The sequence below is a fragment of the Hydrogenophaga sp. UC242_50 genome, assembly GCF_042697355.1.
Classification (GTDB): Bacteria; Pseudomonadota; Gammaproteobacteria; order Burkholderiales; family Burkholderiaceae_C; genus Hydrogenophaga.
This window is the reverse complement of sequence record NZ_CP170553.1, coordinates 4,874,468-4,897,685: the sequence shown is the minus strand read 5'-3', so window position 1 is coordinate 4,897,685 and position 23,218 is coordinate 4,874,468. Positions and strand designations below refer to the sequence as shown.

At 69.4% G+C, this 23,218-nt stretch carries 22 protein-coding genes and 5 pseudogenes; 15 read left to right on the top strand and 12 right to left on the bottom strand.

From position 1 onward, the window contains the following. Positions 1-967: pseudogene (locus ACFJGX_RS24970) on the bottom strand (tripartite tricarboxylate transporter substrate binding protein). A 27-nt stretch (positions 968-994) separates the two neighbouring features. Beyond that, positions 995-2,140, bottom strand: coding sequence for an FAD-dependent monooxygenase (locus ACFJGX_RS24965; protein ID WP_382323441.1), 1,146 nt, complete (start codon positions 2,138-2,140; stop codon positions 995-997). A gap of 178 nt (positions 2,141-2,318) precedes the next feature. Between ACFJGX_RS24965 and ACFJGX_RS24960 the strand changes: the two genes are divergently transcribed. Continuing rightward, complete coding sequence (locus tag ACFJGX_RS24960; protein ID WP_382323442.1) at positions 2,319-3,182, top strand: IclR family transcriptional regulator; 864 nt, start codon at positions 2,319-2,321, stop codon at positions 3,180-3,182. A 27-nt stretch (positions 3,183-3,209) separates the two neighbouring features. Here ACFJGX_RS24960 and ACFJGX_RS24955 read toward each other — a convergent pair whose 3' ends face one another. The 6 genes and pseudogenes from ACFJGX_RS24955 to ACFJGX_RS24930 all read right to left on the bottom strand — a co-directional run. Then, positions 3,210-3,974, bottom strand: a complete 765-nt coding sequence (locus ACFJGX_RS24955; protein ID WP_382327275.1) for a Bug family tripartite tricarboxylate transporter substrate binding protein — start codon at positions 3,972-3,974, stop codon at positions 3,210-3,212. Between the two features lie 13 nt (positions 3,975-3,987). Next, positions 3,988-4,179, bottom strand: a pseudogene (locus ACFJGX_RS24950) (tripartite tricarboxylate transporter substrate binding protein); the annotation flags it as partial. Between the two features lie 60 nt (positions 4,180-4,239). Next, positions 4,240-4,848 (bottom strand): 2-hydroxychromene-2-carboxylate isomerase, encoded by a 609-nt coding sequence (locus ACFJGX_RS24945; RefSeq protein WP_382323444.1) that lies wholly within the window; start codon positions 4,846-4,848, stop codon positions 4,240-4,242. Continuing rightward, a complete protein-coding gene (locus tag ACFJGX_RS24940) occupies positions 4,845-7,007 on the bottom strand; it encodes an acetate--CoA ligase family protein (protein WP_382325480.1) in 2,163 nt (720 codons plus the stop codon). Before ACFJGX_RS24940 ends, ACFJGX_RS24945 begins: the two co-directional genes overlap by 4 nt. Further along, entirely contained in the window at positions 7,004-7,357 is a 354-nt protein-coding gene (locus tag ACFJGX_RS24935; RefSeq protein WP_382325925.1) for a hypothetical protein, read from the bottom strand. The genes ACFJGX_RS24940 and ACFJGX_RS24935 overlap by 4 nt, the downstream gene beginning before the upstream one ends. A gap of 79 nt (positions 7,358-7,436) precedes the next feature. Then, a pseudogene (locus ACFJGX_RS24930) lies at positions 7,437-7,916 on the bottom strand (enoyl-CoA hydratase-related protein); the annotation flags it as partial. A gap of 75 nt (positions 7,917-7,991) precedes the next feature. Between ACFJGX_RS24930 and ACFJGX_RS24925 the strand changes: the two are divergent. After that, on the top strand, positions 7,992-8,948 hold the full coding sequence (locus ACFJGX_RS24925) for a LysR family transcriptional regulator (RefSeq protein WP_382323445.1): 957 nt from the start codon (positions 7,992-7,994) through the stop codon (positions 8,946-8,948). On the opposite strand, the gene ACFJGX_RS24920 is transcribed toward ACFJGX_RS24925, so the two are convergent. Further along, positions 8,945-9,880: a LysR family transcriptional regulator gene (locus ACFJGX_RS24920; protein WP_382327273.1), complete on the bottom strand. Its 936-nt coding sequence runs from the start codon at positions 9,878-9,880 to the stop codon at positions 8,945-8,947. The genes ACFJGX_RS24925 and ACFJGX_RS24920 overlap by 4 nt on opposite strands. Positions 9,881-9,990: 110 nt before the next feature. Between ACFJGX_RS24920 and ACFJGX_RS24915 the strand changes: the two genes are divergently transcribed. The 3 genes from ACFJGX_RS24915 to ACFJGX_RS24905 all read left to right on the top strand — a co-directional run bounded on the left by ACFJGX_RS24915 (position 9,991) and on the right by ACFJGX_RS24905 (position 12,706). Further along, positions 9,991-10,680: a type 1 glutamine amidotransferase domain-containing protein gene (locus ACFJGX_RS24915; RefSeq protein ID WP_382327271.1), complete on the top strand. Its 690-nt coding sequence runs from the start codon at positions 9,991-9,993 to the stop codon at positions 10,678-10,680. After that, positions 10,677-11,876 (top strand): L-dopachrome tautomerase-related protein, encoded by a 1,200-nt coding sequence (locus ACFJGX_RS24910; protein ID WP_382323448.1) that lies wholly within the window; start codon positions 10,677-10,679, stop codon positions 11,874-11,876. The genes ACFJGX_RS24915 and ACFJGX_RS24910 overlap by 4 nt, the downstream gene beginning before the upstream one ends. 215 nt (positions 11,877-12,091) lie before the next feature. Then, the gene (locus ACFJGX_RS24905) at positions 12,092-12,706 is read left to right on the top strand and encodes a GntR family transcriptional regulator (RefSeq protein ID WP_382327269.1); all 615 of its coding nucleotides are present in this window, start codon (positions 12,092-12,094) and stop codon (positions 12,704-12,706) included. Positions 12,707-12,710: 4 nt separating this feature from the next. Here the strand turns inward: ACFJGX_RS24905 and ACFJGX_RS24900 are convergent, their stop codons facing one another. After that, a complete protein-coding gene (locus ACFJGX_RS24900; protein ID WP_382323449.1) occupies positions 12,711-13,532 on the bottom strand; it encodes a shikimate dehydrogenase family protein in 822 nt (273 codons plus the stop codon). 16 nt (positions 13,533-13,548) lie between these two features. Beyond that, positions 13,549-14,253: an SDR family NAD(P)-dependent oxidoreductase gene (locus tag ACFJGX_RS24895; protein WP_382161024.1), complete on the bottom strand. Its 705-nt coding sequence runs from the start codon at positions 14,251-14,253 to the stop codon at positions 13,549-13,551. 77 nt (positions 14,254-14,330) lie between these two features. On the opposite strand from ACFJGX_RS24895, the gene ACFJGX_RS24890 reads away from it, so the two are divergent. Next, complete coding sequence (locus ACFJGX_RS24890) at positions 14,331-15,779, top strand: NAD-dependent succinate-semialdehyde dehydrogenase (protein ID WP_382323450.1); 1,449 nt, start codon at positions 14,331-14,333, stop codon at positions 15,777-15,779. Next, positions 15,757-16,209 (top strand): acyl-CoA thioesterase, encoded by a 453-nt coding sequence (locus ACFJGX_RS24885; protein WP_382323451.1) that lies wholly within the window; start codon positions 15,757-15,759, stop codon positions 16,207-16,209. Before ACFJGX_RS24890 ends, ACFJGX_RS24885 begins: the two co-directional genes overlap by 23 nt. Before the next feature lie 6 nt (positions 16,210-16,215). On the opposite strand, the gene ACFJGX_RS24880 is transcribed toward ACFJGX_RS24885, so the two are convergent. After that, positions 16,216-17,328 carry a glycerol dehydrogenase gene (locus tag ACFJGX_RS24880; protein ID WP_382323452.1) on the bottom strand — a complete coding sequence of 371 codons (1,113 nt, stop codon included), beginning with the start codon at positions 17,326-17,328 and terminating at the stop codon, positions 16,216-16,218. A 215-nt stretch (positions 17,329-17,543) separates the two neighbouring features. Here ACFJGX_RS24880 and ACFJGX_RS24875 point away from each other — a divergent pair, with 215 nt between their 5' ends. The 8 genes and pseudogenes from ACFJGX_RS24875 (at position 17,544) to ACFJGX_RS24840 (ending at position 23,218) form a co-directional block, all read left to right on the top strand. After that, positions 17,544-18,809 (top strand): ABC transporter substrate-binding protein, encoded by a 1,266-nt coding sequence (locus ACFJGX_RS24875; RefSeq protein WP_382323453.1) that lies wholly within the window; start codon positions 17,544-17,546, stop codon positions 18,807-18,809. Between the two features lie 69 nt (positions 18,810-18,878). Beyond that, positions 18,879-18,992, top strand: a pseudogene (locus ACFJGX_RS24870) (branched-chain amino acid ABC transporter permease); the annotation flags it as partial. Between the two features lie 31 nt (positions 18,993-19,023). Further along, positions 19,024-19,767, top strand: a complete 744-nt coding sequence (locus ACFJGX_RS24865; protein ID WP_382323454.1) for a branched-chain amino acid ABC transporter permease — start codon at positions 19,024-19,026, stop codon at positions 19,765-19,767. A gap of 19 nt (positions 19,768-19,786) precedes the next feature. Further along, positions 19,787-20,791: a branched-chain amino acid ABC transporter permease gene (locus ACFJGX_RS24860; protein ID WP_382323455.1), complete on the top strand. Its 1,005-nt coding sequence runs from the start codon at positions 19,787-19,789 to the stop codon at positions 20,789-20,791. Continuing rightward, a pseudogene (locus tag ACFJGX_RS24855) lies at positions 20,788-21,195 on the top strand (ATP-binding cassette domain-containing protein); the annotation flags it as partial. The gene ACFJGX_RS24860 and the pseudogene ACFJGX_RS24855, both read left to right, overlap by 4 nt. Positions 21,196-21,280: 85 nt before the next feature. Further along, the gene (locus ACFJGX_RS24850) at positions 21,281-21,535 is read left to right on the top strand and encodes a hypothetical protein (RefSeq protein WP_382328805.1); all 255 of its coding nucleotides are present in this window, start codon (positions 21,281-21,283) and stop codon (positions 21,533-21,535) included. Continuing rightward, a complete protein-coding gene (locus ACFJGX_RS24845) occupies positions 21,528-22,232 on the top strand; it encodes an ABC transporter ATP-binding protein (protein ID WP_382163735.1) in 705 nt (234 codons plus the stop codon). The genes ACFJGX_RS24850 and ACFJGX_RS24845 overlap by 8 nt, the downstream gene beginning before the upstream one ends. Positions 22,233-22,333: 101 nt before the next feature. Next, positions 22,334-23,218, top strand: coding sequence for a transketolase (locus tag ACFJGX_RS24840; RefSeq protein ID WP_382323456.1), 885 nt, complete (start codon positions 22,334-22,336; stop codon positions 23,216-23,218).

The following is a 23,218-nucleotide window of genomic DNA, read 5'->3' as shown; positions in this document are numbered from 1 at the left end:
TCAGGGGCGCTGCAGGCCGATGCGGTCGATGATGGGGCGTTCCGACTGCATGATCTCGTGGGCGAAGGCCGTGAACTGCTGGCTGCTCATGTACTGGGGGTCGATGTCGTATTTGCGCAGCGCGTCGCGGAAGCTCTCCTGGTCCATCGCCTGTTTGAACGCGTTGTGCAGGCGCTCGACCACGGCGGGATCGGTGCCACCCGGCGCGACCAATCCGAACGGCGCGTTCTGAACAATGGGGTAGCCGAGTTCCTTCAAGGTGGGCACGTTGGGGAAGCGGGGGCTGCGGGTCTCGCCCGCCATCGCCAGCAGGCGCAGCGAACCCGACTCGACCAGGCTGGCCCAGCTCGGGCCGTCGGCGAGCGATTTCACATGGCCGCCTCGCACCGCTGTGAGCGCCTGGGCGCCGCCCGGGAACGGGATGTGGCTGAACTTGACGCCGGCGCGCTGGCCGAGGTCTTCCATCGTCAGGTGGGGCGACGACAGGGTGCCCGGCGTGCCGTAGGTCATTTCGCCCGGGTGCGCCTTGGCGTAGGCGATGTAGTCGGCCAGCGTCTTGATGTCGGAGCTCGCGGGCACGGCCAGGCCGAAGGGGTAGGAGGCCAGGCCGATGATGTACTTCAGGTCCTTGACCGGGTCGTAGCTGGTCTTCGTCAGGTAGTGCTGGCGGAAGACCGAGACCGCCACCTGGGCGATGGTGTAGCCGTCGGCCGGCACGGTCTGCATAAGCTGGGCGGGGATCACCATGCCCGCCCCTGGTTTGTTGTCCACCACCACCGGCTGGCCCAGGATGCTGCTGGCATTGGAGGCCAGCACGCGGGAACGCGGCGTCGGTGGCACCGCCCGGCGCGAAGCCCACGAGCAGCCGGATCGGCCGGGACGGGAAGGCGGCCTGGGCGCGCGCGGCGGGCGCCAGGGCCAGCGTGGCGGCGGCCAGGGAGCCGCTCAGGAGTTGGCGTCGTTTCATGGGAGCTTCCTTCTCGAAGAACGTGCGTCAGGCGGCACGGGGTTGATCGGTGCCGTCCAGGGGTGTGGCCCAGGCGTCGTAGCCGTACACCCCGTCGGCGTTGTTGTCGTTGCGCAGCCAGTCGTTCTTGCCCGAGGCCACCTGGATCTGACTGGCGCGCGGCTTGCGCAGCGCTTCATACGTGCGCAGCGCTGCCGCACCATCCGGCCCGGCGGCCAGGCAGCGCGCCAGCACCACCGCATCCTCGATGCCCATCGCCGCGCCCTGGGCCATGAACGGCAACATCGGGTGGCAGGCATCGCCCAGCAGCGTGATGCGGCCCTGCGTCCATCGCGCCATGGGCTCGCGCACGTACAGCGCGGTCTTGAGCACCACCTCGCAACGGCCCAGGATGGCCTGCACCTCGGGGTGGAACTGGGCGTAGGCCGCGAGCAGCTCCTGCTGCGTTCCCTTGACCGACCAGGACTCGTGGCGCCAGCTGTCCTCCCGCGCGGTGGCGAACACGAACAGCTCGCGCCCGCCGTGGATCAGGAAGGTGAACACCTGGCTGGCGGTGTTCGGCCCCCACCACTTGGTGGTCGGCGTCAGGTCCAGGTGGCCGAGCTGTTGCGCATCGACGATGGCGCGGAAAGCCACCTGACCGGTGAAGGTGGGCTGGTCGGCGCCAAACAGGTTTTCCCGCACGGCGGAATGGATGCCGTCGGCACCGACGATGGCATCGAACCGGTGCGTCTGTCCGTCGTCGAGCTCCAGGGTGGCGTGGCCGTCGCCCTGGGACACCCGCCGGACCCGGCTGCCCAGGTGGATCTCGATGTCCGACGCGGCCGCTTCCAGCGCCGACAGCAGATCGGCGCGGTGCACCGTGAGCTGCGGGGCGCCATACCGGCGCTCGCCGGCTTCGCCCATCTCCAGGCTGGAGGTCACCTCCCCGCTGTCCCAGGTCCGGCTGATGCGGCGGGTGGGCCGGAAGGCCGAGGCCCGCAGCGCCGGGCCGATGCCCAGGCCGTCCAGCGCCCGGACGGCGTTGGGCGTCAGGTTGATGCCCGCGCCCACGCGCCCGAACCGGCCCGCCTGCTCGAAAACCACCGGGGTGAGGTTCAGGCGCTTGAGCGCCAGCGCCGCCGAAAGGCCGCCGATGCCCGCGCCAATGATGGCGATGCGATGAGAGGTCATGGTCTGAATTGTTATGAATGCGAAAACAAGTTTTGCATGTTAAATTTTTCGCTCCAAAACCGACCAGGTGAAAACCCTGATGGGGGCGGGCGCCGATGAGGGCCGGCCCAAAAGTCGATTTCATAGAATCGCTGCGCAACGCGAGGCAGCCCGCCTGGTGGCGTTGCGCCCATCACCCATGAACCCCACACCCGAGACGCCGCCGCCGCTGACACCGCCCTCCACCGACGAGCCGGACGGTGGCGAGGCCGACAAAAGTCCCTATTGGGTGGAGGCCCTGGCCCAGGGCCTGGCGGTGCTGCGGGTGTTCGAGACCGAACACGGCAGCCTGACGCTGACCGACATCGCCCAGCGCCTGGGCTGGAACCGCGCCCGACCCTTCCGGTATGTGCAGACGCTGGAGCGGCTGGGCTACCTCAGCCGGGAAGAGCCGGGCCGGCGCTACCGACCGACGTCCCTGACGATGTCGCTCGGCTACGCCTACCTCAGCCGGCTGTCCCTGATCGAACTGGCGCAACCGGTGCTCAACCAGTTGCGGACCTCGGTCAATGCGTCGGTGCACATGGGGTTGCTGGACGGTGGGGAGCTGGTCTATGTGGCCAACGCGCGGATTCCGCTGCCGACCGCGATCAACATCCATGTGGGTTCCCGCACGCCGGCGTTCGCGACCTCGATCGGGCGGATCCTGCTGGCCTACCTGTCACCCGAGGCCGTGGACGCCATCCTGGGGACCGGGCCCATCCCCGCCATGACGCCCAATTCGACCAGCGACCCGGTGGCGTTCCGGCACCTGCTGGCGCGTGCGCGCCAGGACGGCTATGTGTTCAACGACCAGGAGTTCCACCTGGGCGTGCGCTCCATCGCGGCGCCGGTGTTCGATGCGGCGGGCCAGGTGGTCGCCGGCATCAACGCCACGGCGATGACGCACGCGTTCACCGACGAGGTGGTGAGAGACGCGGTGTTGCCGGCCGTGTGCGCGGCGGCCAGCGAAATCTCCCGGGGCCTGGGCTTCGTCGGGAAGCCCACCCCCGAGCCGGCGTGATCCGGTCCCCGGGAGCGGTGCCTCGCCTCAGGGCGTGATGCCGGCTTCCTTGATGAAGCGGGTCCAGCGCGTGCTCTCCGCGGCCTGGTAGCGGCCCAGGTCCTGCGGCGAACCGCCGGCCACGTCGGCGCCCAGGTCCGAGAGGCGTTGACCGAGTTCCGGCGTGCGGATCGCGGCATTGATGGACTGGTTGAGCTTGGTGGTGACGTCCGCCGGCATGCCGGCGGGCCCGAACACGCCGTACCAGATGGTGACGTCGAAGCCCGGCAGACCGGCTTCAGCCACGGTGGGCACGTCCGGCAGCAGCGACGACCGTTTGGGTGTCGTCACGGCCAGGGCCTTGAGCTTGCCCGAGCGGACCAGCTGCAGCACCACGGGCATGCTCTCGAACGCCATCTCGATGCGGCCGCTGGTCAGGTCGAGCAGGGCGGGTGAGCTGCCCTTGTACGCCACGTGCGTGATCTCCACGCCGGCCATGCGCTTGAAGAGTTCACCCGCGAGGTGCTGCATCGATCCATTGCCGACCGACGCGAAGTTGTAGCTGTTCGGGTGGGCCTTGAGGTGGGCGATCAGTTCGCGCACCGAGTTGGCGGGCACCGAGGGCGGCACCACGAGCACGTTGGGCACGGTGCCCACGAGCACGATGGGGGTGAAGGACTTCACCGGGTCGTAGGGCAGGCCCGGCACCATGCTGGCCGCCGTGGCGTGCGTGCCCGGGCTGCCCAGGGTCAGCGTGTAGCCGTCGGCGGGCGCCTTGGCCGACCATGTCCGTGCCCAGGGTGCCGGAGGCACCCGGCTTGTTGTCCACCACCACCGGCTGGCCGAGCGTGCGGGCGATCTCGTTGCCGATGGCGCGCGAGAGCACGTCGTTGCCGCCGGCCGGCGCCCAGGGGGACACCCAGCGGATGGGCTTGGTGGGGAAGGTCTGCGCGGTGGCCGTGCCCAGGGTGGCGAAGGCGCAGAGGGTCAGCAGCAGTGGGGGCAAGAGCCTGTTCATGGTCGTGGTTCCTTTGGCTTCAAAAAAAGAGCATCCCTGTGATGGCTTGTTGTGTGGCATTCATCCGGCGCGCAGCGCGCGCTCCACGAAGTCGAGACGGTCCTGCCCGAAATGCAGATCGCCGTCGATCACGAAGCTGGGCACGCCGAACACGCCCGCCGCGAGGGCTTGGGCGGTGTGGGCCTCGAAGCAGGACCGGGCCTCGGGGGCTGCCGCGCGTGCCAGCAGCGCCTGGGCGTCCAGGCCTTCGTCGCGCGCCATGCGAGCGAGCGTGGCCGGGTCGGCGATGTCGAGGTCGTGCACCCACACGCCGGCGAGCATGCGCTGTGCCAGGGGCCAGACGACCGCGTTGCCGTGGGCTTCCTGCGCCACGATCAGCAGTTGCGCGGCCAGCGATTCGTCCACGGGGTGGTGGGCGGGCCTGGCGCTGATCGGCATGTTCAGCCAGGCCGACCAGCGCTCCCGCTCGCGCGCCCGGAAGGCTTGCCGGGCCGGGGACAAGGCGGCCAGCGGCGTGCCGCCGGTGGCGCGGAACACGTGCAGCAGATCGATGGGTCGGTAGACCACGGTGGCGCCGGTGTCGCGCACGATGGCGTGGAACCGGGGGCCGCCGAGGTAGACCCATGGCGACAGCACCGAGAAGTAGAAGGTGACGGTTTTGCCGCTCATGCCTGGCCGTCCTGGTCCGTGGTGTCGGTGCGGGGCAGCACCACGGCGTCGAGCGCCACCGCGCCTTGGCCCGCAGCAAACACCCGCAGCGGATTGATTTCGATGGACTCGACCGTCGCGGCCTGGCTGACCGCCAGCTGCGACAGCCGGACGATGGTGTCGGCCAGCGCGTCGACATCGGCCGCGGGGGCGCCCCGGTGGCCCTGCAGCAGCGCATGGGAGCGCAGCTCGCGCAACATGGCGTGGGCCTGTTCGTGCGACACCGGGGCGAGCCGAAGCGCCACGTCGTTGAACAGCTCGACGAAGACGCCGCCCAGGCCGGCCATGACCACCGGGCCGAAGATCGGGTCCTGCTGTGTGCCGACGATGAAGTCGAGACCGGGCCCGGCCATCGCCGTGACCAGCGCGCCCTCGATGCGGGCCTCGGGCGCTTCGCGGCGCACGCGCGCCATCATCTGGCGCCAGGCGGCCGAGACAGCGTGCTCGTCGGCCAGGCCCAGTGCCACGCCGCCGACCTCGGTCTTGTGCACGATGTCGGGCGACAGCACCTTGAGCGCGACGGGGTAGCCCACCTGGCGCGCGGCATCGATCGCCTCCTGCTCGGTGGTTGCCATCCGTTCGTCCGGGACGGTGATGCCGCAGGTGGCGAGCCGTTGCTTGACCGCGTGCTCGGTGCGCGCTTCGGCCAGGCCGCTCACGTCGGGCAGCGGGCCGGGTGTTGCGCGTTGCGCCGGGCCGCGCCGCCGCGCCTGGGCGAGCGACCTGAGCGCGGCCACCGCGCGCATGGCCCGCGTCGTGTCCTCGAACAGCAGGTAGCCCGCCGCCTGCATCTGCTGCGCGAGCGCGGGCGGCGCCAGCATGGACAGCACCATCAGCACCTGGGGAAACTCGTGCCGCAGGCGCGTGAGGATCTCGGCCAGCGGCTGCTGCAGATGGGGCGCATGCGGCATGGCGGTGAGAAACAGCAGCACGCACTCGTGGTCGCCTTCGGCCAGCAGGGTGCGCACGAAGGTTTCGAACACCCGCATGTCGGCCCAGATCTGGGCCGTGCCATCCACCGGGTTGCGCACCGAGGCATGGGGCAGCAGCGCCTGCAGGCGCGCCTGTGCGGGGGCCGGCAGGGGCGTGAGCGTGAGCCCGTGCTGTTCGGCCGCGTCGGCGGTGAGCACGCCGATGCCGCCCGAGACGGTGAAGACGCCGACACGGCCCTCGCGCGGCAGCAGGCCGGTGGCGCAGGCCCGGGCCACGTCGAAGAAGTCCTCCACCGAGTGCGCGCGGTGCACGCCGTATTCCTTGAACAGCGCGTCGAACACGCGGTCGTCGCCGGCCAGCGCACCGGTGTGCGACTGCACGGCGGCGCGCCCCACGTCGGAGCGGCCCGCCTTGACCATGATCACCGGCTTGCCCGCGTCCTGCGCCAGGGCGAGCGCCTCGATCAGGCGAGCGGGTGTCTTGCAGCCCTCCATGTAGCCCATGATCACGTCGGTGCCGGGGTCCTGCGCGAGGTGGGCGATGCAGTCCGCCAGCTCCACGTCGCATTCGTTGCCGGTGGTGACCCAGGCGCCCAGGGGCAGGCCCTGCTCGCGCGCCATCACCAGCGCCTGCCCGCCGAACGCGCCGCTCTGGCTCACCAGCGCCACGCGCCCCAGTGGGGGCAGGCCCAGGTCGACCATGAAGGCGAAGGTGCCCAGGAAGCCGGTGCGCAGGTTCATGAAGCCCATGCAGTTGGGGCCCAGGATGCGCATGCCGCTGTCGCGGGCGATGGCGCCGAGTTCGGCCTGTGCCGCGCGCCCGGCCTCGTCGACCTCGGCGAAGCCCGAGCTGAACACCGTGACCGCGCGCACGCCGCGCTCGGCGCAGCTTCGCACCGCGGGCAGCACCGCGTGCGCCGGCAGGGCGATGATGGCGTGGTCCACGGGGGCCGGGATGTCGGCCAGGGCCGCATAGGCGGGCAGGCCCTGGACCTCGGTGGCGCGCGGGTTGACGGGGTAGATGGGCCCGTCGAAGCCGTGGGTGCGCAGGAATTTCAGGGGCCGCCCGCCGATCTTGGTGGCGTCGGACGACGCGCCGAGGATGGCGACCGAGCGTGGATCGAGAAGGGCCGCCAGGGAACGCGGCGTGGCGGTGCCGAAGCGGCGGGTTTCGCTGAGGTTGGTCATGGTGTGGCGCTTTTTGTCTTGGGGTCTTTCTGGCGGGCGGCGAAGAAGGCCGCCACCAGGCCCTGGGTCTGTTCGGAGGAGGCCAGGCGCAGGTAGGCCTGGCGCTCGGCGGCCGCGCCTTCGGCGAAGGGACGTTCGGCGGCGCGAGCGATGAGCGTGATGGCTTCCTGCACGGCTTTGCGCTCGCCGAACCGCTCGGCCGCGAGTTCTCGGTAGCGCGCGAGGAGCGACGGTGTGGCCGGGCCCCCGGGCACGCCGAGGTCGGCGGTGCGCCGCCACGGCCGTCCGCCCTCGGCGATCGCCAGGGCCCAGGCCGCTGCCGTGTCGCGCAGGTCCAGGTCGGGCGGCACGACCGCGTCCAGCCAGCCGGTGGCGCAGCGCGGTGTCGGTCTTCATCGGCTGGGCGAGCGCCACCATCTCCAGGGCGGCTTCGATGCCGACCAGGCGCGGCAGCCGCTGCGTGCCGCCCGCGCCGGGCACGAAGCCCAGGTTGACCTCGGGCAGCGCGAGCAGGGCGTCGTGCGATCCCACTCGGGCATGGCAGGCCATGGCCAGCAGCACGCCGCCACCCATGGCCTTGCCCTGGATCGCGGCGACCACGGGCTTGGGAAAGCGCTCCACCAACTCGGCCAGGTCGCCCAGTGGCGTGCTGCCGGGCGGATCGGGCTGGCCGACCTCGCGCAGGTCGCCCCCGCCGGAGAACATGCGGCCCTGGCTGGCGATCACGACGGCCCGCACCGCCGCGTCGTCCTGGATCGCCAGCAGCGCGTCGCGCAGGGCGCGGCGCACCGCTCGGTTCAGGGCGTTGATCGGGGGGTGGGTGATCTCCAGCCACGCGACGCCGGCCGCGCGGTGTTGGGCGACAAGGGGCGCGTCGTCGGGGCGGGTCGGGGTGTCAGCGAGGTCCATGCGGCCAGTGTGGACCAGATGGTGATTCTGAAAAACTGAGTTGTTTTGATCGAACGATTCCATAATGGAATCGAAATGACCGACCCCCTGTCACCCTCATCTCTCACGGGCGTTCGCCTGTCGCACCTGTTGTTGTGCCGTGCGCTGGTGTCCACGGGCACCCTGCATGGGGCGGCTCGGCTGCTGCACCGCACGCAGCCCGCGGTCACCAAGATGCTGCAGGAGCTGGAGTCCTCGCTGGGTGTGCGCCTGTTCGAGCGCGGGCGCCTGGGCACCCACCCCACCGCCAGTGGCCGCGCCTTTCTGCATCGGGCCGAAGTGATGCTCAACGAGTGGGGCATCCTGCGCGACGAACTGCGGGCCATCGAGGCCGGCGAGGCGGGCCTGTTGCGGGTGGGGGCCACGCCGATCATGCTGCTGTCCCTGCTGCCGCGCGCGCTCGGGCGCTTCCTGGCGCGCCGCCCCGGCATGCTGGTGCGCTTCCGGGAAGGGTCCATCCACGACCTGCTGATCGCGCTCGATTCGGGGGAGGTGGACTGTGTGGTCGGCCGCTTCTCGGGGGAGTTGCTCGACAGCGAGCCCATGCGCACGCTGCGGGTCGAGCGGCTGTACGACGAGACCCTGGCGATCGTGGCCGGTGCCAGCCATCCGCTGGCCCGCCGCCGGCGGCAGGTGGGCTGGCACGAGCTGGCCCAGGCCCAGTGGGTGTTGCCGCCGCCGGAACTGGTGACGCGGCAACTGCTCAACACCGAGTTCATCCGCGGCGGCGTGACACCGCCCAGGCCCTTGATGGAATCGGCCTCTTTCAGCAGCAACCTCGCGCTCGCCCACGAGCTCGTGACCCTGGCCCTGGTGCCCCTGGACGCGGCCCGGTTGGCCCAGCGGCATGGCCTGGTGCGCGTGCTGCGCACGCCCCTGTCGTCGTTCTCGGCCCCGATCTCCATCGTGCAGCGCCCCAGCTCCCTGCAGGGCGAGGTGTACGCCGACTTCCTCGCGGCGGTGCGCGCCGCGGCGGCCCAGGTGCGGGCCTAGGCCTGAACGCCGGCTCGGCCTGGGCGCCCCGACACCTGCTGGATCTGCTGCCGCAGCCAACGCCGCAAGGGGTCGGCGTCGGTGCGTTCGTGCCAGATCTGTTTCACCTCCACCCGGGGCAGGTCGATCGGCAGCGGGTGGATCTGCAGATCGGGGTCGCGTTGCGCGGCCTCTTCGGCCACCGAGCGCAGGCAGGTCAGCAGAAAGGCCGTGTCCCGGACCAGGCGGGTCGGGGCCAGGAAGCTGGAGAGGCCCGCCGCGATGCGGCGGCGCAGGCCCCGCGCCTCCAGGGCGCGGTCGACCCGCCCATGCAGATCGCCAGTGAGCGTGGTCAGCAGGTGTTCGCAGGCCAGGAATTGTTCGAGCCCCAACGCACCTCCGTTCAAGTGGGGGTTGTGGCGCGAGGCCAGCACCACGAAGTCTTCGCTGAACAGGCGCTGCTGGCGCAGCGTGTCGGGCAGCTCGTCGTAGAAGCCCGCGATGGCGAGGTCGCAGCTGCCTTTTTCCAGTTCCTCGCGAGGCAGCTGGCCTCGCGTGTTGTGCGTGATCAGGATGACACCGGGCGCCTGCGCGCGCAGCCGGGGCAACAGCCCGGGCAGCAGGGACTGTTCGAGGTAGTCGGTGGTGAAGAGGTGCAGGCGCTCGTTGCGCGAGAGGAAGTCGCTGCCTTCGCTGCGGTGGTAGAAGGCCTCGATGTCGCCCACCAGCGCCTGCACCTGCGGCGCCAGCTCATGCGCCCGGGGCGTCGGCGTCAGGCCACGCGGGGCGCGCACGAAGAGCGGGTCGCCCATCTCGTGGCGCAGCTTGGCCAGCTTGTGGCTCAGCGCGGGCTGGCTCAGCGCCAGGCGTTCGGCCGCGCGCGAGGCGTTGCGCTCCTGGTAGACCACGTGGAAGACCCGCAGCAGGTTCAGGTCCTTGTTGTCGATATTCATTTATTGAATTCCAAAGATCGAATCTTTCGACTTTTCGAATCATAGAAGCGTCCCGATCATCGTGTCCAACCCATTTCAACCACGGCCTGCGGGCCTCGAAAGGATGCGCGATGAAGAAGATATTGATGGTGCTGACCTCCCACGACCGGCTGGGCGACACCGGGCACAAGACCGGTTTCTGGCTGGAGGAGTTCGCCGCCCCGTACTACCGGTTCAAGGACGCGGGCGCGCAGGTCACGCTGGCCTCACCTCTGGGCGGGCAGCCGCCGATCGACCCCAAGAGCCACGAAGCCGATGCCCAGACCGAAGCGACACGCCGCTTCAACGCCGACGCGCGGGCCCAGGCCGCCCTGGCCCGCACCCTGCCTCTGGGCGACGTGAACGCGCAGGACTTCGACGCCGTGTTCTACCCCGGTGCGCACGGGCCGCTGTGGGACCTGGCGGAAGACACCCGGTCCATCGCGTTGATCGAACGCTTCCTGGCGCAGGACAAACCGGTGGCCGCGGTGTGCCACGCACCCGCCGTGCTGCGCCATGTGAAGGACGCGCAAGGGCAGCCGCTGGTGCGCGGCCGCCAGGTCACCGGCTTCAGCAACAGCGAGGAATCGGTGGCCCAGCTCACCGACGTGGTGCCCTTCTCGCTGGAGGACATGTTGACCGGCCACGGCGGCCTCTACACCCGCGGGGCCGACTGGCAGAGCCACGTGGTGGTGTCCGGCCGGCTGATCACGGGGCAGAACCCGGCATCTTCCGAAGCGACGGCCGAGGCCTTGCTCGCGCAGCTCGGAGCGCGCTCATGAGCCGCGCCGCGTTCGCGCTGGCGGCGCTGCTCGCCTTTCCGTGGGTGGCCCAGGCTTCCGATCTGCTGCCGCTGGAACGCTGGCGCAGCTACCAGGGGGTGAGCTGGGAGGCTGCCGCACCCGGGCAGGCGGCTGTGCCGTTCGCGCAATCGGTGAACGCGCCCATCGCCGGCCTGCATTTCGACGCCCGGGGCGGCGCCTACGTGAGCACGCCCCGCCTGCTCTCGCCCGCCGCGCCGGCCACCCTGAGCCGGCTCGACACCACGGCCGACGGTGGCCCCGCGAGGCTGACCGCCTTTCCTTCCACGCAGGGCAACGATGTGAAGGCGCCGCCCCACCTGGCCTTGCGCAACGTGCTTGGCTTCCATGTGGACCGGCGCAACGGCTGGCTCTGGGCGCTGGACATGGGCTTCGTGGCGGGCGAGGCCGAAGCGCCCGCCGGGGCGCAGAAGGTGATGGTGTTCGAACTGGCCTCGGGCAAGCTCTTGAAGACCATTGCGCTGGACGGCGTGGCCGATCGGGCGGGCAGCTTCCTCAACGACATCGCGGTCGACGAACGCCGGCGCGTGGCCTATGTGTCCGACAGCGGCTTTCGCAGCGCGCCGCGCAACCAGGTGGGCCTGATCGTGGTGGACCACGCCAGCGGCACGGCCCGGCGTGTGCTGGACGGGCACGCCAGCCTGCAGATCGAGCCGGGCGTCAAGGTGGTGTCCGGTGGCAGCGAGGTCTGGCCCGGCAACCCCTTGCTGATCGGCGTCAACGGCATCGCGCTCTCGCCCGATGGACAGACGCTGTACTGGACGGTGACGACCGGCACGCAGGCCTGGGCGGTCCCGACCGCCGTGTTGCGCCGGGCGGGCGCCAGCGACGCGCAGATCGCGCGCGAGGTCCGAAGCCTGGGTGTGGTCGGCGGCAACACCGACGGCATCGTCACCGACCCGGTGGGCGACCTCTACATCACCGACGTGACGCGAGGCGGCATCGTGCGCTACAGCCCCTCAACGCGCGCGCTGGCGCTGATCGCCGCGAACGGCGCGGTGCGCTGGCCCGACACGCCGGCCTGGCACCCGGGCGGTGACCTGGTCTTCACCGCCAGCGCACTCAACCAGCACTTCGCCGGCCAGGTCAAGGCCGGGGAGGAGCGCTACGAGCTGTGGCGGCTGCGGCCGCGCGGCCAGAAGGCCACGCGCCACTGACGATCCCACGCGCCGCCTTCCAACGCCACGCTGTTTCCTACGCTGAGCCGCAGGAGACAGCGTGGCCTTGTCGCGCCCGTGCATCCCGCCCTTTTCTGCTACATTCCGGACAGGATATATGATGTAAAAAGTAAGGTGCGGAGATGGCTGAACTGGGCCGAGTGGAAAAGCAGAACCTGTCCCAACGCGTGTACGTTGAGATTCGAAATGCCTTGATGAACGGGCAATACGCGCCCGGTTCGAGGCTGCGCATCGCCGAACTCGCCGAGGTGCTGGGCACCAGCATCACACCGGTGCGCGAGGCCATCTTCCGCCTGGCCAGCGAGCAGGCGCTGGACGTGACCGCCGCCACCTCGATCGCGGTCCCCGAGCTGGACCTGGCCACCGTGCGCGAGATCCAGCTCATGCGGGGCCTGCTCGAAGGCGCGGCCGCCGCCCAGGCCGCGCGGCAGATCACGCGCAAGGAAATCGAGCACCTGGAGAAGATCCAGGACCAGTTCATCAAGGCCTCGGCCACCAACCCGAAGGACGCCGCCCGGCGCAACCGCGATTTCCATTTCGAGTTGATGGCCGCCGCGCGGCTGCCCAGCCTGTCCGCGGTCGTCGAGACCCTGTGGGTGCGGATGGGGCCGCTGCTGAACACCTTCCACGCCAAGGTGCCCCGGCGCAACATCTTCAACAGCGGCCACCCGCACTACAAGGTGCTCGAAGGCCTGAAGGCCCGCAACCCCGAGATGGCGTCCAAGGCCATCCAGGAAGACATCCAGTGGGGTGAGCGGGTGTTGACCGAGTGGATGAGCGGGCGCTCGGTCGAAGAGATCTACGCCTAGGCGTTCAGCCGGCCTGGCCGGTCGTGAACTCGACCAGCAGCCGGATCTGCGTCGTGACCATGTGCACGCCCTTGTGGATGCGCTGGCCGTTCTCCGACGCTCGCTGCAGCAAGGGGGTGATGTCGGGCTGCATCACGACCTCGGCCACCACCGTGTCCTGGCGCAAGCTGGTCGGGTCGAACGGCATCGGGTCTTCCGGGTGCAGGCCCAGCGAGGTGCCGTTGACGGCGATGTCGTAGCCTTCCACGCGCGCTGGATTGAGTTCGACCACCAGGCCCGGGAAATGGCGCGAGAGCTGCTGCCCCAGTTCGCGCGCCTTGTCCACCGAGCGGTTCCGGATGCCGATGCGGCCCACCTGCGACCCGGCCAGTTCGAACGCGATGGCGGTCGCCACGCCGCCGGCGCCCGCGAGCAGCACCGAGCGGCCGGCCAGCGGGATGCCCCGCTCCAGCAGGCCTTGCACGAAACCCTGGCCGTCGTGCATGCGGCCCGACAGCGTGCCATCGGCGTTCTTGCGCACCGCGTTGCACACACCCATCACCTCGGCCAGGCCCTCCAGCGTGTCGCAGTGCCGGCAGACCTCCTGCTTGTGCGGGATGGTGATGACGAAACCGGGAATGTTCTCGATGCGGCGGATGGCCTCGATGGCCGCGGGCAGGTCCGCGGGCGAGACCTTCCACGGCACCATCACGGCGTTGATGCCGTGCTCGCTGCAGTGCTGGTTGAAGAAGCCGGGCGTGCGCACGTGCTCGCTCGGGTAGGCCAGCAGGGGCACCACGGCGGTCCGGCCGTTGACGGCGGGGGTCGGTGGAGGGTTCACGCTCATGGGCTCCGGTGCGGGTTCAGGCGATGCCGAATCCGCCGTCCACGGGCATCACGATGCCGGTGACGTAGGCGGCCTCGGCCGACAGCAGGAAGCTCACCACGCGGGCCACGTCCGCCGGCTGGCCCCAGCGCCCGAGCGGAATGCGGCCCAGGATCGCCGCGCTGCGCTCGGGATTGTGGATGGCGCCGGAGGCCAGTCGCGTGTCGATCCAGCCCGGTGCGATCGCGTTGACCCGCACACCGTCGGCGGCGAAGGCCACCGCGTGCGAGCGGGTGAGGGAGGTCACGCCGCCCTTGCTGGCCGAGTACGCCGGGTTGCGGGCCGAACCGAACTGGCTCCACATGGAGGCCACGTTCACCACCGCGCCGCGCGCGGCCTTGAGGCCGGGCAAGGCGGCGAGCGTCAGCCGGTTGACCGCGTTGAGGTTGATCGCCACCACCTTGTCGAAGCCGTCGGGCGTGAGTTCCTTCTGCTCGTGCAGGATGATGCCCGCCGCATTGACCAGTCCGTCGACGTGCGGGAGCCGCTCGAACAGGGCCGCGATCGCGGCGCTGTCGGTCACGTCCAGGCGGGTGAATTCGAGCTGGTCGGGCAGCGTGGGCTCGGTGTCCAGGCCGGCGCACACCACGCGCCAGCCCTTGGCTTGCAGCTCCTGGGCGCAGGCCAGCCCGATCCCCGTGCCGCCGCCCGTCACCACCGCCACCTTTTGCCTTTGATTCATGAAAACGTCTCCTTGTTGATAGAAGACGCATGATATATCATGCATCCAAAATCGAACAACCCTTTTTTGGAGACAGCATGAAACATCTGAAGGACCCCGGCCTCTTTGTGCAGCAGTGCCTGATCGATCGCCACTGGCAGCCCGCCCTGAACGGCCAGGTGCGCGAGGTGATGAACCCCGCCACCGGCGAGCGGGTGGGCACGGTGCCCAACATGGGCGAGGGGGAAACGCGCCTGGCCGTGCAGGCGGCGGCCCACGCCTTCCCGGCCTGGGCCGCGCGCAGCGCCAAGGAGCGCGCCACGCTGCTGCGCCGCTGGTACGAGCTGATGATGGAGGCGCAGGACGACCTGGCGCGCATCATGACGATCGAACAAGGCAAGCCGCTGGCCGAGTCGCGCGGCGAGATCGCCTACGGCGCGAGCTTCATCGAATGGTTCGCCGAGCAGGGGCGGCGCAACAACGGCGACGTGATCCCCGCGCCGCAGCCCGACAAGCGCATCGTGGTGCTGCGCCAGCCCATCGGCGTTTGCGCGGCGATCACGCCCTGGAATTTCCCCAACGCGATGCTCACGCGCAAGCTCGCGCCCGCGCTGGCCGCGGGCTGCACCATGGTGGTCAAGCCGGCCACCCAGACCCCGTTCTCGGCCCTGGCGATCGCGGTGCTGGCCGAGCGCGCCGGCATTCCCCGGGGCGTGATCAACGTGGTGACGGGGGATGCCGGCGCGATCGCGAAGGAGCTCACCGGCAACCCGGTGGTGCGCAAGCTGAGCTTCACCGGCTCCACCGAGATCGGGCGCGTGCTCATGCGGCAATGCGCGGAGCACATCAAGAAGGTCTCGCTGGAACTGGGCGGCAACGCCCCTTTCATCGTGTTCGACGACGCGAACCTGGACGCGGCGGTGCAGGGCGCGATGATCGCCAAGTTCCGCAACAACGGCCAGACCTGCGTGTGCGCCAATCGCCTCTATGTGCAGCGCGCGGTGTACGAGGCGTTCGCTGTCAAGCTCGCGGCCAGCGTGCAAGCGATGAAGCTGGGCAACGGCCTCGACGCGGGCGTGGTGGTCGGCCCCCTGATCGACGGCAAGGCCCTGGCCAAGGTGGAGGAGCACATCGACGACGCCCTGGGCCAGGGGGCCACCGTGATCGCCGGCGGGCGCCGGCTCGAGGGCAACTTCTTCGAACCCACGGTCATGACCGGTGTGACGCAGCAGATGCTGGTCGCGCGCGAGGAAACCTTCGGCCCGCTGGCGGCCTTGATCCCCTTCGACAACGAGGACGAGGTGATCCGCATGGCCAACGACACCGAGTACGGCCTGGCCTCCTACGTGTACACGCGCGACCTCTCGCGCAGCTGGCGCGTGTCGGAGCGGCTGGAGTACGGCATGGTGGGCGTGAACACCGGCCTGATCTCCACCGCCGAGGCGCCGTTCGGTGGCGTCAAGCAGTCGGGCCTGGGCCGTGAGGGCTCGCAGTACGGCATGGACGACTACACCGAGCTGAAATATGTCTGCGTCGGTCTCGACTGAACGCGACCCTGAACCCCTGGACGGGCGCTGGCACTGGACGATGCCGGTGCGCGTGCGCTGGACGGATCTGGACGCGCTGGGCCACGTTCACCACCTCGTGTACCTGAGGTGGTGCGAGGACGCGCGCAACGAGCACGCCGAGGCCATCGGTTTGCCGCTGCCGGGCACGGGGGCCCGCTCCCAGGTCGTGGTGGCGATGGCCTGTGATTTCCGCCAACCGGTCGGCCGCGGGGCCGAGCCTTCGGTGTGCCTGCGCGTGACGCGCGTGGGCCGCACCAGCCTGGAAGCGCGGTTCGGCATCCAGGTCGACGGGGTGGCGCATTTCGCCGCGCGCGTCACCACCGTGATGTGCGAAGACCGCACGGGGCAGGCGTCGCCCTGGACACCGGCCGAGCGGGAGCGGCTGCTCGCCGGGCCGGTGCCTGCCTGAGCGCGTTCAGCCCAGGCGCGCGGCCTCCACCTGGCGGATGGCGCCGGCGATGCGCTCGGCGCTGAGGGCGGTCGGGAAGTTGCGCACATGCGGCGCGGTCATGGTCTGGCGCGCGATGGTCTCGATCTCGTCCTCGCTGGCCGCGCGCCCCAGGCCCAATTCGTTCAGGTCCTGCGGCAGGCCGATGCGCCGGTAGAAGCCGCGCAGCTCCGCCATGAAGGCCGCGTCGCGCTCTTCCAGCGTGAGCTGCACCAGCAGACCGTAGGCGACCTGCAGGCCGTGCAAGGTGCTCGCGGTGCCGGCGATCGCGGACAGGCCGCGCGTCATCGCATGCGACACCGAGAGTCCGCCGTTCTCGAAGCACAGCCCGCTGAGCAGCACCGTGGCCTCGACCAGCGATTCGAGATGCGCATCGGTGGTGGCGCGCCGCACGGCCTCGATGGCCGGCTCGGCGTGCTCGCGCACGCTGCGGTAGCTGAGGTCGGCCAGCACCAGCGCCGCCTGCGTGCCCAGGCCGCCGTAGATGTTCAGGCCACCGGCGGCCGCGCAGCGTTCGACCTCGAACTTCTTCGAGAGCGCGTCGCCGATGCCCGCGAGCAGCAGCTTGACCGGCGCGGCCGCGATCAGCGCGGTGTCGACCACCACGGCCGCGGGGTTGTGCGCCAGGTGCTCCACCGACAGCAGGCGGTGGTGTTCGTCGTACAGCACAAAGATCTTGCTGGTGGGCGCGTCGTTGGACGCCACCGTGGGCACGGTCACGACCTGCGCACCCAAGGCCCGGGCCACGGCCTTGCCCACGTCGATGCCCTTGCCACCACCGGCCGCGATCACCACGCCGGGCTTCGCCGCGGCGAGCTGCTCCGTGAGGCGCTGCACCTCGGCGGGCGTGATGTCGCCGGAGAACTCGCCGGTGCTCAGCGCCACCCCCGAGGCCTGGCACGAAGCCGCCACGCGAGCGCCCACCAGGTCGAGCACGAAGCGGTCGGCAATCAGCACGGCCGATGGCGCGAGCAGGGCAACCTGCGCGCCCAGTTGATCGAGGGCGCCCGGGCCCTGCAGGTAGCGCAGCGGGGCGCCAAAAACGCGCAGCAGGGAAGGGGTGGCGGGGGAAGTGGACATCTTGTCTCCTGGGTGGAAAAGGGTTCTTGAACACGGCGGACCGGGCACCCGCATCCGGGAAAACCCGCAGCATGATGCACGTTGCATCATATATCATGCGTCCGATCGAAGGCGAAAGCAAGGTGCTGCCGGACGGGCCCGGCACCGTCGCCTTCGATGCCCGGCCGGTGCGCTGGACCGCTGGCCGACCCATTCCTCAATCTGGAGACGAGACCATGAAGACCATCCCAACCCATCGGCGCCAGGCGCTGATCCACCTGAGCGCCGCCTGCCTGTTCGGGCTGAGCGCGGCGGCGTTCGCACAGCCCAAGGAGATCAAGATCGGTTTCGTGCTGCCCCTCTCGGGCGGCACCGCGACCATCGGCAACCAGACCAAGGTCGGCGCGGAGATCGCCATCGAGCAGATCAACGCCGCGGGCGGCATCAAGTCCCTGGGTGGCGCCAAGCTGGTCGCGATCTTCGCGGACAGCCAGTCCAAGCCCGATGTCGGCGTGGCCGAAACCGAGCGCCTGATCACGCGCGAGCAGGTGTCGGTGATGGTGGGCGCGTACAACAGCGCGGTCACCTTCCCGGCCACCGAAGTGGCCGAGCGCTACAAGACGCCCTGGCTGGTCACGGGCTCGGTGAAGGACGAGATCACCGAGCGCGGCTTCCGCTACGTCTTTCGCCCGAACAACAAGGCGATCTACGACGCGCGCGAGCAGATGGACGCGATCGACCTGCTGGCCAAGGAAACCGGCAACAAGCCGCAGACCATCGGCCTGTTCTACGAAGGCACCGACTGGGGCCGCTCGCACACCGCCAATATCAAGAAGATGGCGCTGGAGCGCGGCTACAAGATTTCACTCGACGAGTCCTACCCGCCCAACCAGTCCGACTTCTCCGCGCAGCTGCTGAAGATCCGCGCGAGCAAGCCCGATGCGCTGATCGTCGTGGCCTACACGCCCGACCACATCCTGTTCACGCGCCAGTTCGCGGAGAACCGCCTCAACGTGCCCTATGGCATCCACTCCGTCGGTGGCGGCGCGGAAGACCCTTCGTTCTACAAGTCGGTCAACCCCAAGGCCTACGACCTGATGTTCGTGCAGGACGATTTCCAGGTGGACATCATGCAGGCCATCAAGGACCCGAACGCGCTGGACGCCGACAAGAAATTCCAGACCCGCATGGGCTACGGCCTGAATGCCTACGGCGCGCAGGGCGTGTCCAACGCCTACATCCTGCGCGATGTGCTGGAGCGCGCCGCCTCGACCGACCGGGAAAAGATCCGCGATGCCCTGGCCGCGACCGACATCAAGAGCGGGCCCGCGCTGATCACGGGCTACAGCCGCGTGGTCTTCGACGACAAGGGCCAGAACCCGCACGCCCACGGCGCCATCACCCAGAACATCGGTGGCGAGCGCCGCACGGTATGGCCGGCGGCCAACCGGCTGGCCGGCACCAAACCGGTCTGGCCGCTGCCCGACTGGTCCAAGCGCTGATCCGGTCCACGGCTTCAACCCGGGTGCCCGCCGCCCCGCGCGGCGGGCACCCTCATCACGGAAACCGGTATGGATCCCCTCATCTTTTTCTACGCGCTCATCAACGGGCTGCTGCAGGGCGCCATCTATGGCGGCATCGCCCTGGGCCTGAGCCTGATCTTCGGCGTGCTGCGCGTCATCAACTTCGCGCACGGCTCGTTCCTCATGGTGGCGCATGTACGCGGCCTACACGCTGTGGTCCACCTTCGGCCTGCACCCCTACGTGGCGGCGCTGGTGACCATGCCCTTGCTGTTCGGCTTCGGCTACTTCACGCAGAGCGTCATCATCTCGCCGCTGTTCAGGCGCGAGTCGTCCCTGGTGGTGGAACCGCTGGGCGCGCTGCTGCTGACCACGGGCGTCTACCTGGTCATGGACAACCTGGTGCTGATGACCTACGGCCCGGACGTGCGCTCGGTCAGCGTGGACTTCGCCGGTGGCACCTTCGAGGTCGCGGGCCTGCCGATCAGCATCCCACGCTTCGTCGGCTTCGTCGCCGCCATCGCCGTGGCCGGGGGCCTCTGGTGGGGGCTCAAGCACACCGACGTGGGCCGCTCCATCCGCGCCACGGCGCAGAACCGCGACGCGGCCGCCATGAGCGGCGTGAACGTCTACCGCGTCTACAACCAGACCTTCGGCCTGGGCGCCGCCATCCTGGGCCTGTTCGGCGCCTTGCTGGTGCCCTTCCTGTCGATCACGCCCACCGTGGGGCTGATGTTCGGCGTCAAGTCGTTCCTGGTGGTGGTGCTCGGTGGCATCGGCTCGATCCCGGGCTCCATCGTGGGTGGGTTGCTGCTCGGTGTCTTCGAGTCGCTGATCTCGCAGTTCGTCACCGCCACCTCGGCCGCGATGTTCTCCTTCCTCATCTTCATCGTGGTGCTGCTGGTCCGTCCCAACGGCCTGCTGGGCCGCAAGGCGTGAGGGCGTGGCGATGTCAAGAATGAACGCCTTTTCCAACTCCCCCTCCACGCTGATCCTGGGCCTGCCCATGATCGCGATCGCGGCCGTGCTGCCGCTGTTCGTGAGCGACTCGTACACGCTGCACTCCCTGACCATGATCCTGTACTTCGCGTACATCGCCACGGCCTGGAACTTCGTGTGCGGCTACGTCGGGCAGCTCTCGCTCGGGCACGCCGTGTTCGCGGGCCTGGCCGGTTATGTGACGGTGCTGCTGTTCACGCTGCTCGGCCTCTCGCCCTGGCTGGGCATGCTGGCCGGCGGTGCGTTCGCGGCCCTGCTGTCGCTGGCCATCGGCTACCCCACGTTCAAGCTCAAGGGCCCATACTTCACGCTCACCACGATCGCGTTCGCCGAGATCGTGCGCATCTGGTTCGAGAACACCGACGATTTCCTGGGCATCCCGCTCAAGGGCGCGCAGGGCTTGGTGGTGCCGCCGAGCGAACTCGGCGGCCTGGTCTACCAGTTCGAAGGCAAGGTGCCGTACTACTACATCGCCCTGGTGATGCTGGTGCTGGTGCTGCTCGCCACCATCGTGCTCGAGCGCTCGCGCCTGGGTTATTACCTCAAGGCGATCCGGGGCGACCACAACGGCGCCGAGGCCCTGGGCGTCAACCCCACGCGGTGCTCGCTGATCGCGCTCGCGGCCAGCGCCTTCATGACCGGCCTGGGTGGCGCCTTCTACGCCCAGTTCTTCCGCTACATCAACCCGGAACGCAACATGGGCATCGAGTTCTCGATCGACGTGGCGCTGATGGCCATCGTGGGCGGGCAGGGCACGGTGCTCGGCCCCATGTTGGGCGCCCTGGTGCTGCACCCGATCGCGGAGTTCTCGCGCAGCTACCTCGGCGGCACCTTCCTCGGCCTGCACCTGGTCATCTACGGCGTGATCCTGATCGTCGCGGTGCTGTACTTCCCCAAGGGCATCATCGCGCCGATCGATCGCTGGCTGAAACAACGCCTCCAGCAAGGAGGGACGAAAAAATGAGCGAATCGACAACGGCGCTGCTGCAAGTGCAGGGCCTGAGCAAACGTTTCGGCGGCCTGAAAGCCGTGAACGAGGTGTCGTTCGACCTTCGGCAAGGCGAGATCCTCGGGCTGCTCGGTCCCAACGGCGCGGGCAAGACCACGGCCTTCAACCTGATCGCCGGTTTCCACCGCGCCGACCAGGGTCGCATCCTGTTCGAAGGTCGCGATGTGCTGGGCATGGCGCCCAGCGACATCTGCCGCGCGGGCATCGCGCGCACCTTCCAGCTCTCGCGACCCTTCGGCGGGCTCTCGGCGGTGGAGAACGTGATGGTCGGCGCCTTCGCGCGCCTGGAGTCCACCGCCAAGGCGCGCGCGCTGGCGATGGAGCTGCTGGACTTCCTCAACCTCGGCGACCGCTGCAACGCCGACGCGAACGACCTCACCGCGTTCGACAAACGCAAGATCGAACTCGGCCGCGCGCTGCGCCACGCAGCCGCGCCTGCTGCTGATGGACGAGGTGGTGGCCGGCGCCACGCCCAGCGAGGCGGCCGAGATGGTGGCCCTGGTGCGCAAGGTGCGCGACCGAGGCATCACGGTGCTGATCGTGGAGCATGTGATGAAGGTGATCATGGGTCTGTCGGACCGCGTGATCGTGATGGACCAGGGCTGCCTGATCGCCAATGGCGAACCGCAGAAGGTGGTGAAGGATCCGCGCGTTCTGACCGCGTATTTTGGAGAAGGCTATGTCGGCACCGATGTTTAGCGTGAAAGACCTCTGGGCCGGCTACGGCGAGCAGCAGGTGCTGCGGGGCATCCACCTCGACCTGCACCCCGGCACCATCACCGCCCTGATCGGCGCCAACGGCGCGGGCAAGACGACCTTCCTGCGCACGGTCTCGGGCCTGGTGAAAACCACCAAGGGCTCGGCGGTGCTGGAAGGCTGCTCGCTCACCGGCCTGCCGCCGCACCGCATCGTGGACCAGGGCTTCGTGCAGTCGCCCGAAGGCAAGCAGCTCTTTCCCGAGATGACGGTGATGGAGAACCTGATGGTGGGGGCGTCCACGCCCCGGGCGCGCGCGCGCCGCTCGAAGACGATGGACGAGATCTTCGCGCTGTTCCCCATCCTCGATGAGCGCCGCCATCAGCTGGCCGGCACCCTGTCGGGCGGGCAGCAGCAGATGGTCGCCGTGGGCCGCGCGCTGATGGCGCTGCCGCGCGTGCTCGCGCTCGACGAACCATCGCTCGGGCTCGCGCCCATCATGGTGGACCGCCTGTTCGAAGGCATCCGCAAGATCCGCAACAGCGAGCTCGCGGTGCTGGTCATCGAGCAGAACGTGCAGATGGTGCTCAACATGGCCGACCACGGCTTCGTGATCGAGAACGGCACCATCGCCATGCGCGGCACCGGCCGCGAGCTGCTGCACAACCCGCAGCTGAGGGCCAGCTACCTCGGCATCTGAACACCGGGCCCGCCGACCCCGGCAGGGCCCGATCCCCTTCCCGCACCACGCCTGTTTCAAAGATATATGGTGCATCAATGCGCAACGAAAGGAACCCCCTCATGCCGCAGCCCAGTCCCGTCCGCCGAGCGGACGCTCCCGATTTCACCCCCACCGCCGAAGAGATCGCCCGCCTGCGGGAGAAGGCCCGCTTCGTGCGGCTGGAGACGATCCGGCTGATCGAGATCGCCAAGGTCGGCCACTACACCTCGGTCTTCTCCGCCGCCGAGATCTTCGCCTCGCTGTACTACGACGTGATGTCGCTGCGCCATGGCGAGCCCGCCTGGCCCGACCGCGACCGCTTCCTGATGGGCAAGGGCCACGCCGCCGTGGGGCAGTTCCCCATCCTCGCGGAATGGGGCTTCATCCGCCCGGAAGAGCTGGACGGCTACACCCGCCTGGGCAGCGCGCTGGGCGACCACCCCGACATGACCAAGGTGCCCGGCATCGACTTCAGCTCGGGCTCGATCGGCCACGCGCTCTCCGGCGGCTGCGGCATGGCGCTGGGTGGGCGCATGTCCCAGCGCGACTTTCACGTCTTCGTGATGCTGGGCGATGGCGAGATGCAGGAAGGGCAGGTGTGGGAGGCCGCGCTGTTCGCGGCCCACAACAAGCTCTCGCGGCTGGTCGCCATCGTGGACCGCAACGGCTACCAGCTCGACGGCAAGGTGGACGAGGTGATGGGCGTCGAGTCCCTGGCCGAGAAGTGGCGCGCGTTCGGCTGGGAGGTGCACGAGGTGGACGGCCACAGCGTGCGCGACCTCACCGCGCTGCTGCGGCGCCTCAAGGCCGACACGGGCCGCGACAAGCCCGCGTGCGTGATCGCCAAGACCATCAAGGGCAAGGGCGTTTCCTACATGGAAACCGAACCCGGCTGGCACCTGGGCTACCTGGCGCCGGCCGACGCGCAGCGCGCCATCGAAGAAATCATGAGCAAGGAGATCTGA

Bases quoted from the DNA above. Each gene is read 5' to 3' on its own strand.
- ACFJGX_RS24965 (WP_382323441.1), bottom strand. From the start codon at position 2,140: ATGACCTCTCATCGCATCGCCATCATTGGCGCGGGCATCGGCGGCCTT.
- ACFJGX_RS24960 (WP_382323442.1), top strand. From the start codon at position 2,319: ATGAACCCCACACCCGAGACGCCGCCGCCGCTGACACCGCCCTCCACC.
- ACFJGX_RS24945 (WP_382323444.1), bottom strand. From the start codon at position 4,848: ATGAGCGGCAAAACCGTCACCTTCTACTTCTCGGTGCTGTCGCCATGG.
- ACFJGX_RS24940 (WP_382325480.1), bottom strand. From the start codon at position 7,007: ATGACCAACCTCAGCGAAACCCGCCGCTTCGGCACCGCCACGCCGCGT.
- ACFJGX_RS24925 (WP_382323445.1), top strand. From the start codon at position 7,992: ATGACCGACCCCCTGTCACCCTCATCTCTCACGGGCGTTCGCCTGTCG.
- ACFJGX_RS24920 (WP_382327273.1), bottom strand. From the start codon at position 9,880: ATGAATATCGACAACAAGGACCTGAACCTGCTGCGGGTCTTCCACGTG.
- ACFJGX_RS24915 (WP_382327271.1), top strand. From the start codon at position 9,991: ATGAAGAAGATATTGATGGTGCTGACCTCCCACGACCGGCTGGGCGAC.
- ACFJGX_RS24910 (WP_382323448.1), top strand. From the start codon at position 10,677: ATGAGCCGCGCCGCGTTCGCGCTGGCGGCGCTGCTCGCCTTTCCGTGG.
- ACFJGX_RS24905 (WP_382327269.1), top strand. From the start codon at position 12,092: ATGAACGGGCAATACGCGCCCGGTTCGAGGCTGCGCATCGCCGAACTC.
- ACFJGX_RS24900 (WP_382323449.1), bottom strand. From the start codon at position 13,532: ATGAGCGTGAACCCTCCACCGACCCCCGCCGTCAACGGCCGGACCGCC.
- ACFJGX_RS24895 (WP_382161024.1), bottom strand. From the start codon at position 14,253: ATGAATCAAAGGCAAAAGGTGGCGGTGGTGACGGGCGGCGGCACGGGG.
- ACFJGX_RS24890 (WP_382323450.1), top strand. From the start codon at position 14,331: ATGAAACATCTGAAGGACCCCGGCCTCTTTGTGCAGCAGTGCCTGATC.
- ACFJGX_RS24885 (WP_382323451.1), top strand. From the start codon at position 15,757: ATGTCTGCGTCGGTCTCGACTGAACGCGACCCTGAACCCCTGGACGGG.
- ACFJGX_RS24880 (WP_382323452.1), bottom strand. From the start codon at position 17,328: ATGTCCACTTCCCCCGCCACCCCTTCCCTGCTGCGCGTTTTTGGCGCC.
- ACFJGX_RS24875 (WP_382323453.1), top strand. From the start codon at position 17,544: ATGAAGACCATCCCAACCCATCGGCGCCAGGCGCTGATCCACCTGAGC.
- ACFJGX_RS24865 (WP_382323454.1), top strand. From the start codon at position 19,024: ATGTACGCGGCCTACACGCTGTGGTCCACCTTCGGCCTGCACCCCTAC.
- ACFJGX_RS24860 (WP_382323455.1), top strand. From the start codon at position 19,787: ATGAACGCCTTTTCCAACTCCCCCTCCACGCTGATCCTGGGCCTGCCC.
- ACFJGX_RS24850 (WP_382328805.1), top strand. From the start codon at position 21,281: ATGGACGAGGTGGTGGCCGGCGCCACGCCCAGCGAGGCGGCCGAGATG.
- ACFJGX_RS24845 (WP_382163735.1), top strand. From the start codon at position 21,528: ATGTTTAGCGTGAAAGACCTCTGGGCCGGCTACGGCGAGCAGCAGGTG.
- ACFJGX_RS24840 (WP_382323456.1), top strand. From the start codon at position 22,334: ATGCCGCAGCCCAGTCCCGTCCGCCGAGCGGACGCTCCCGATTTCACC.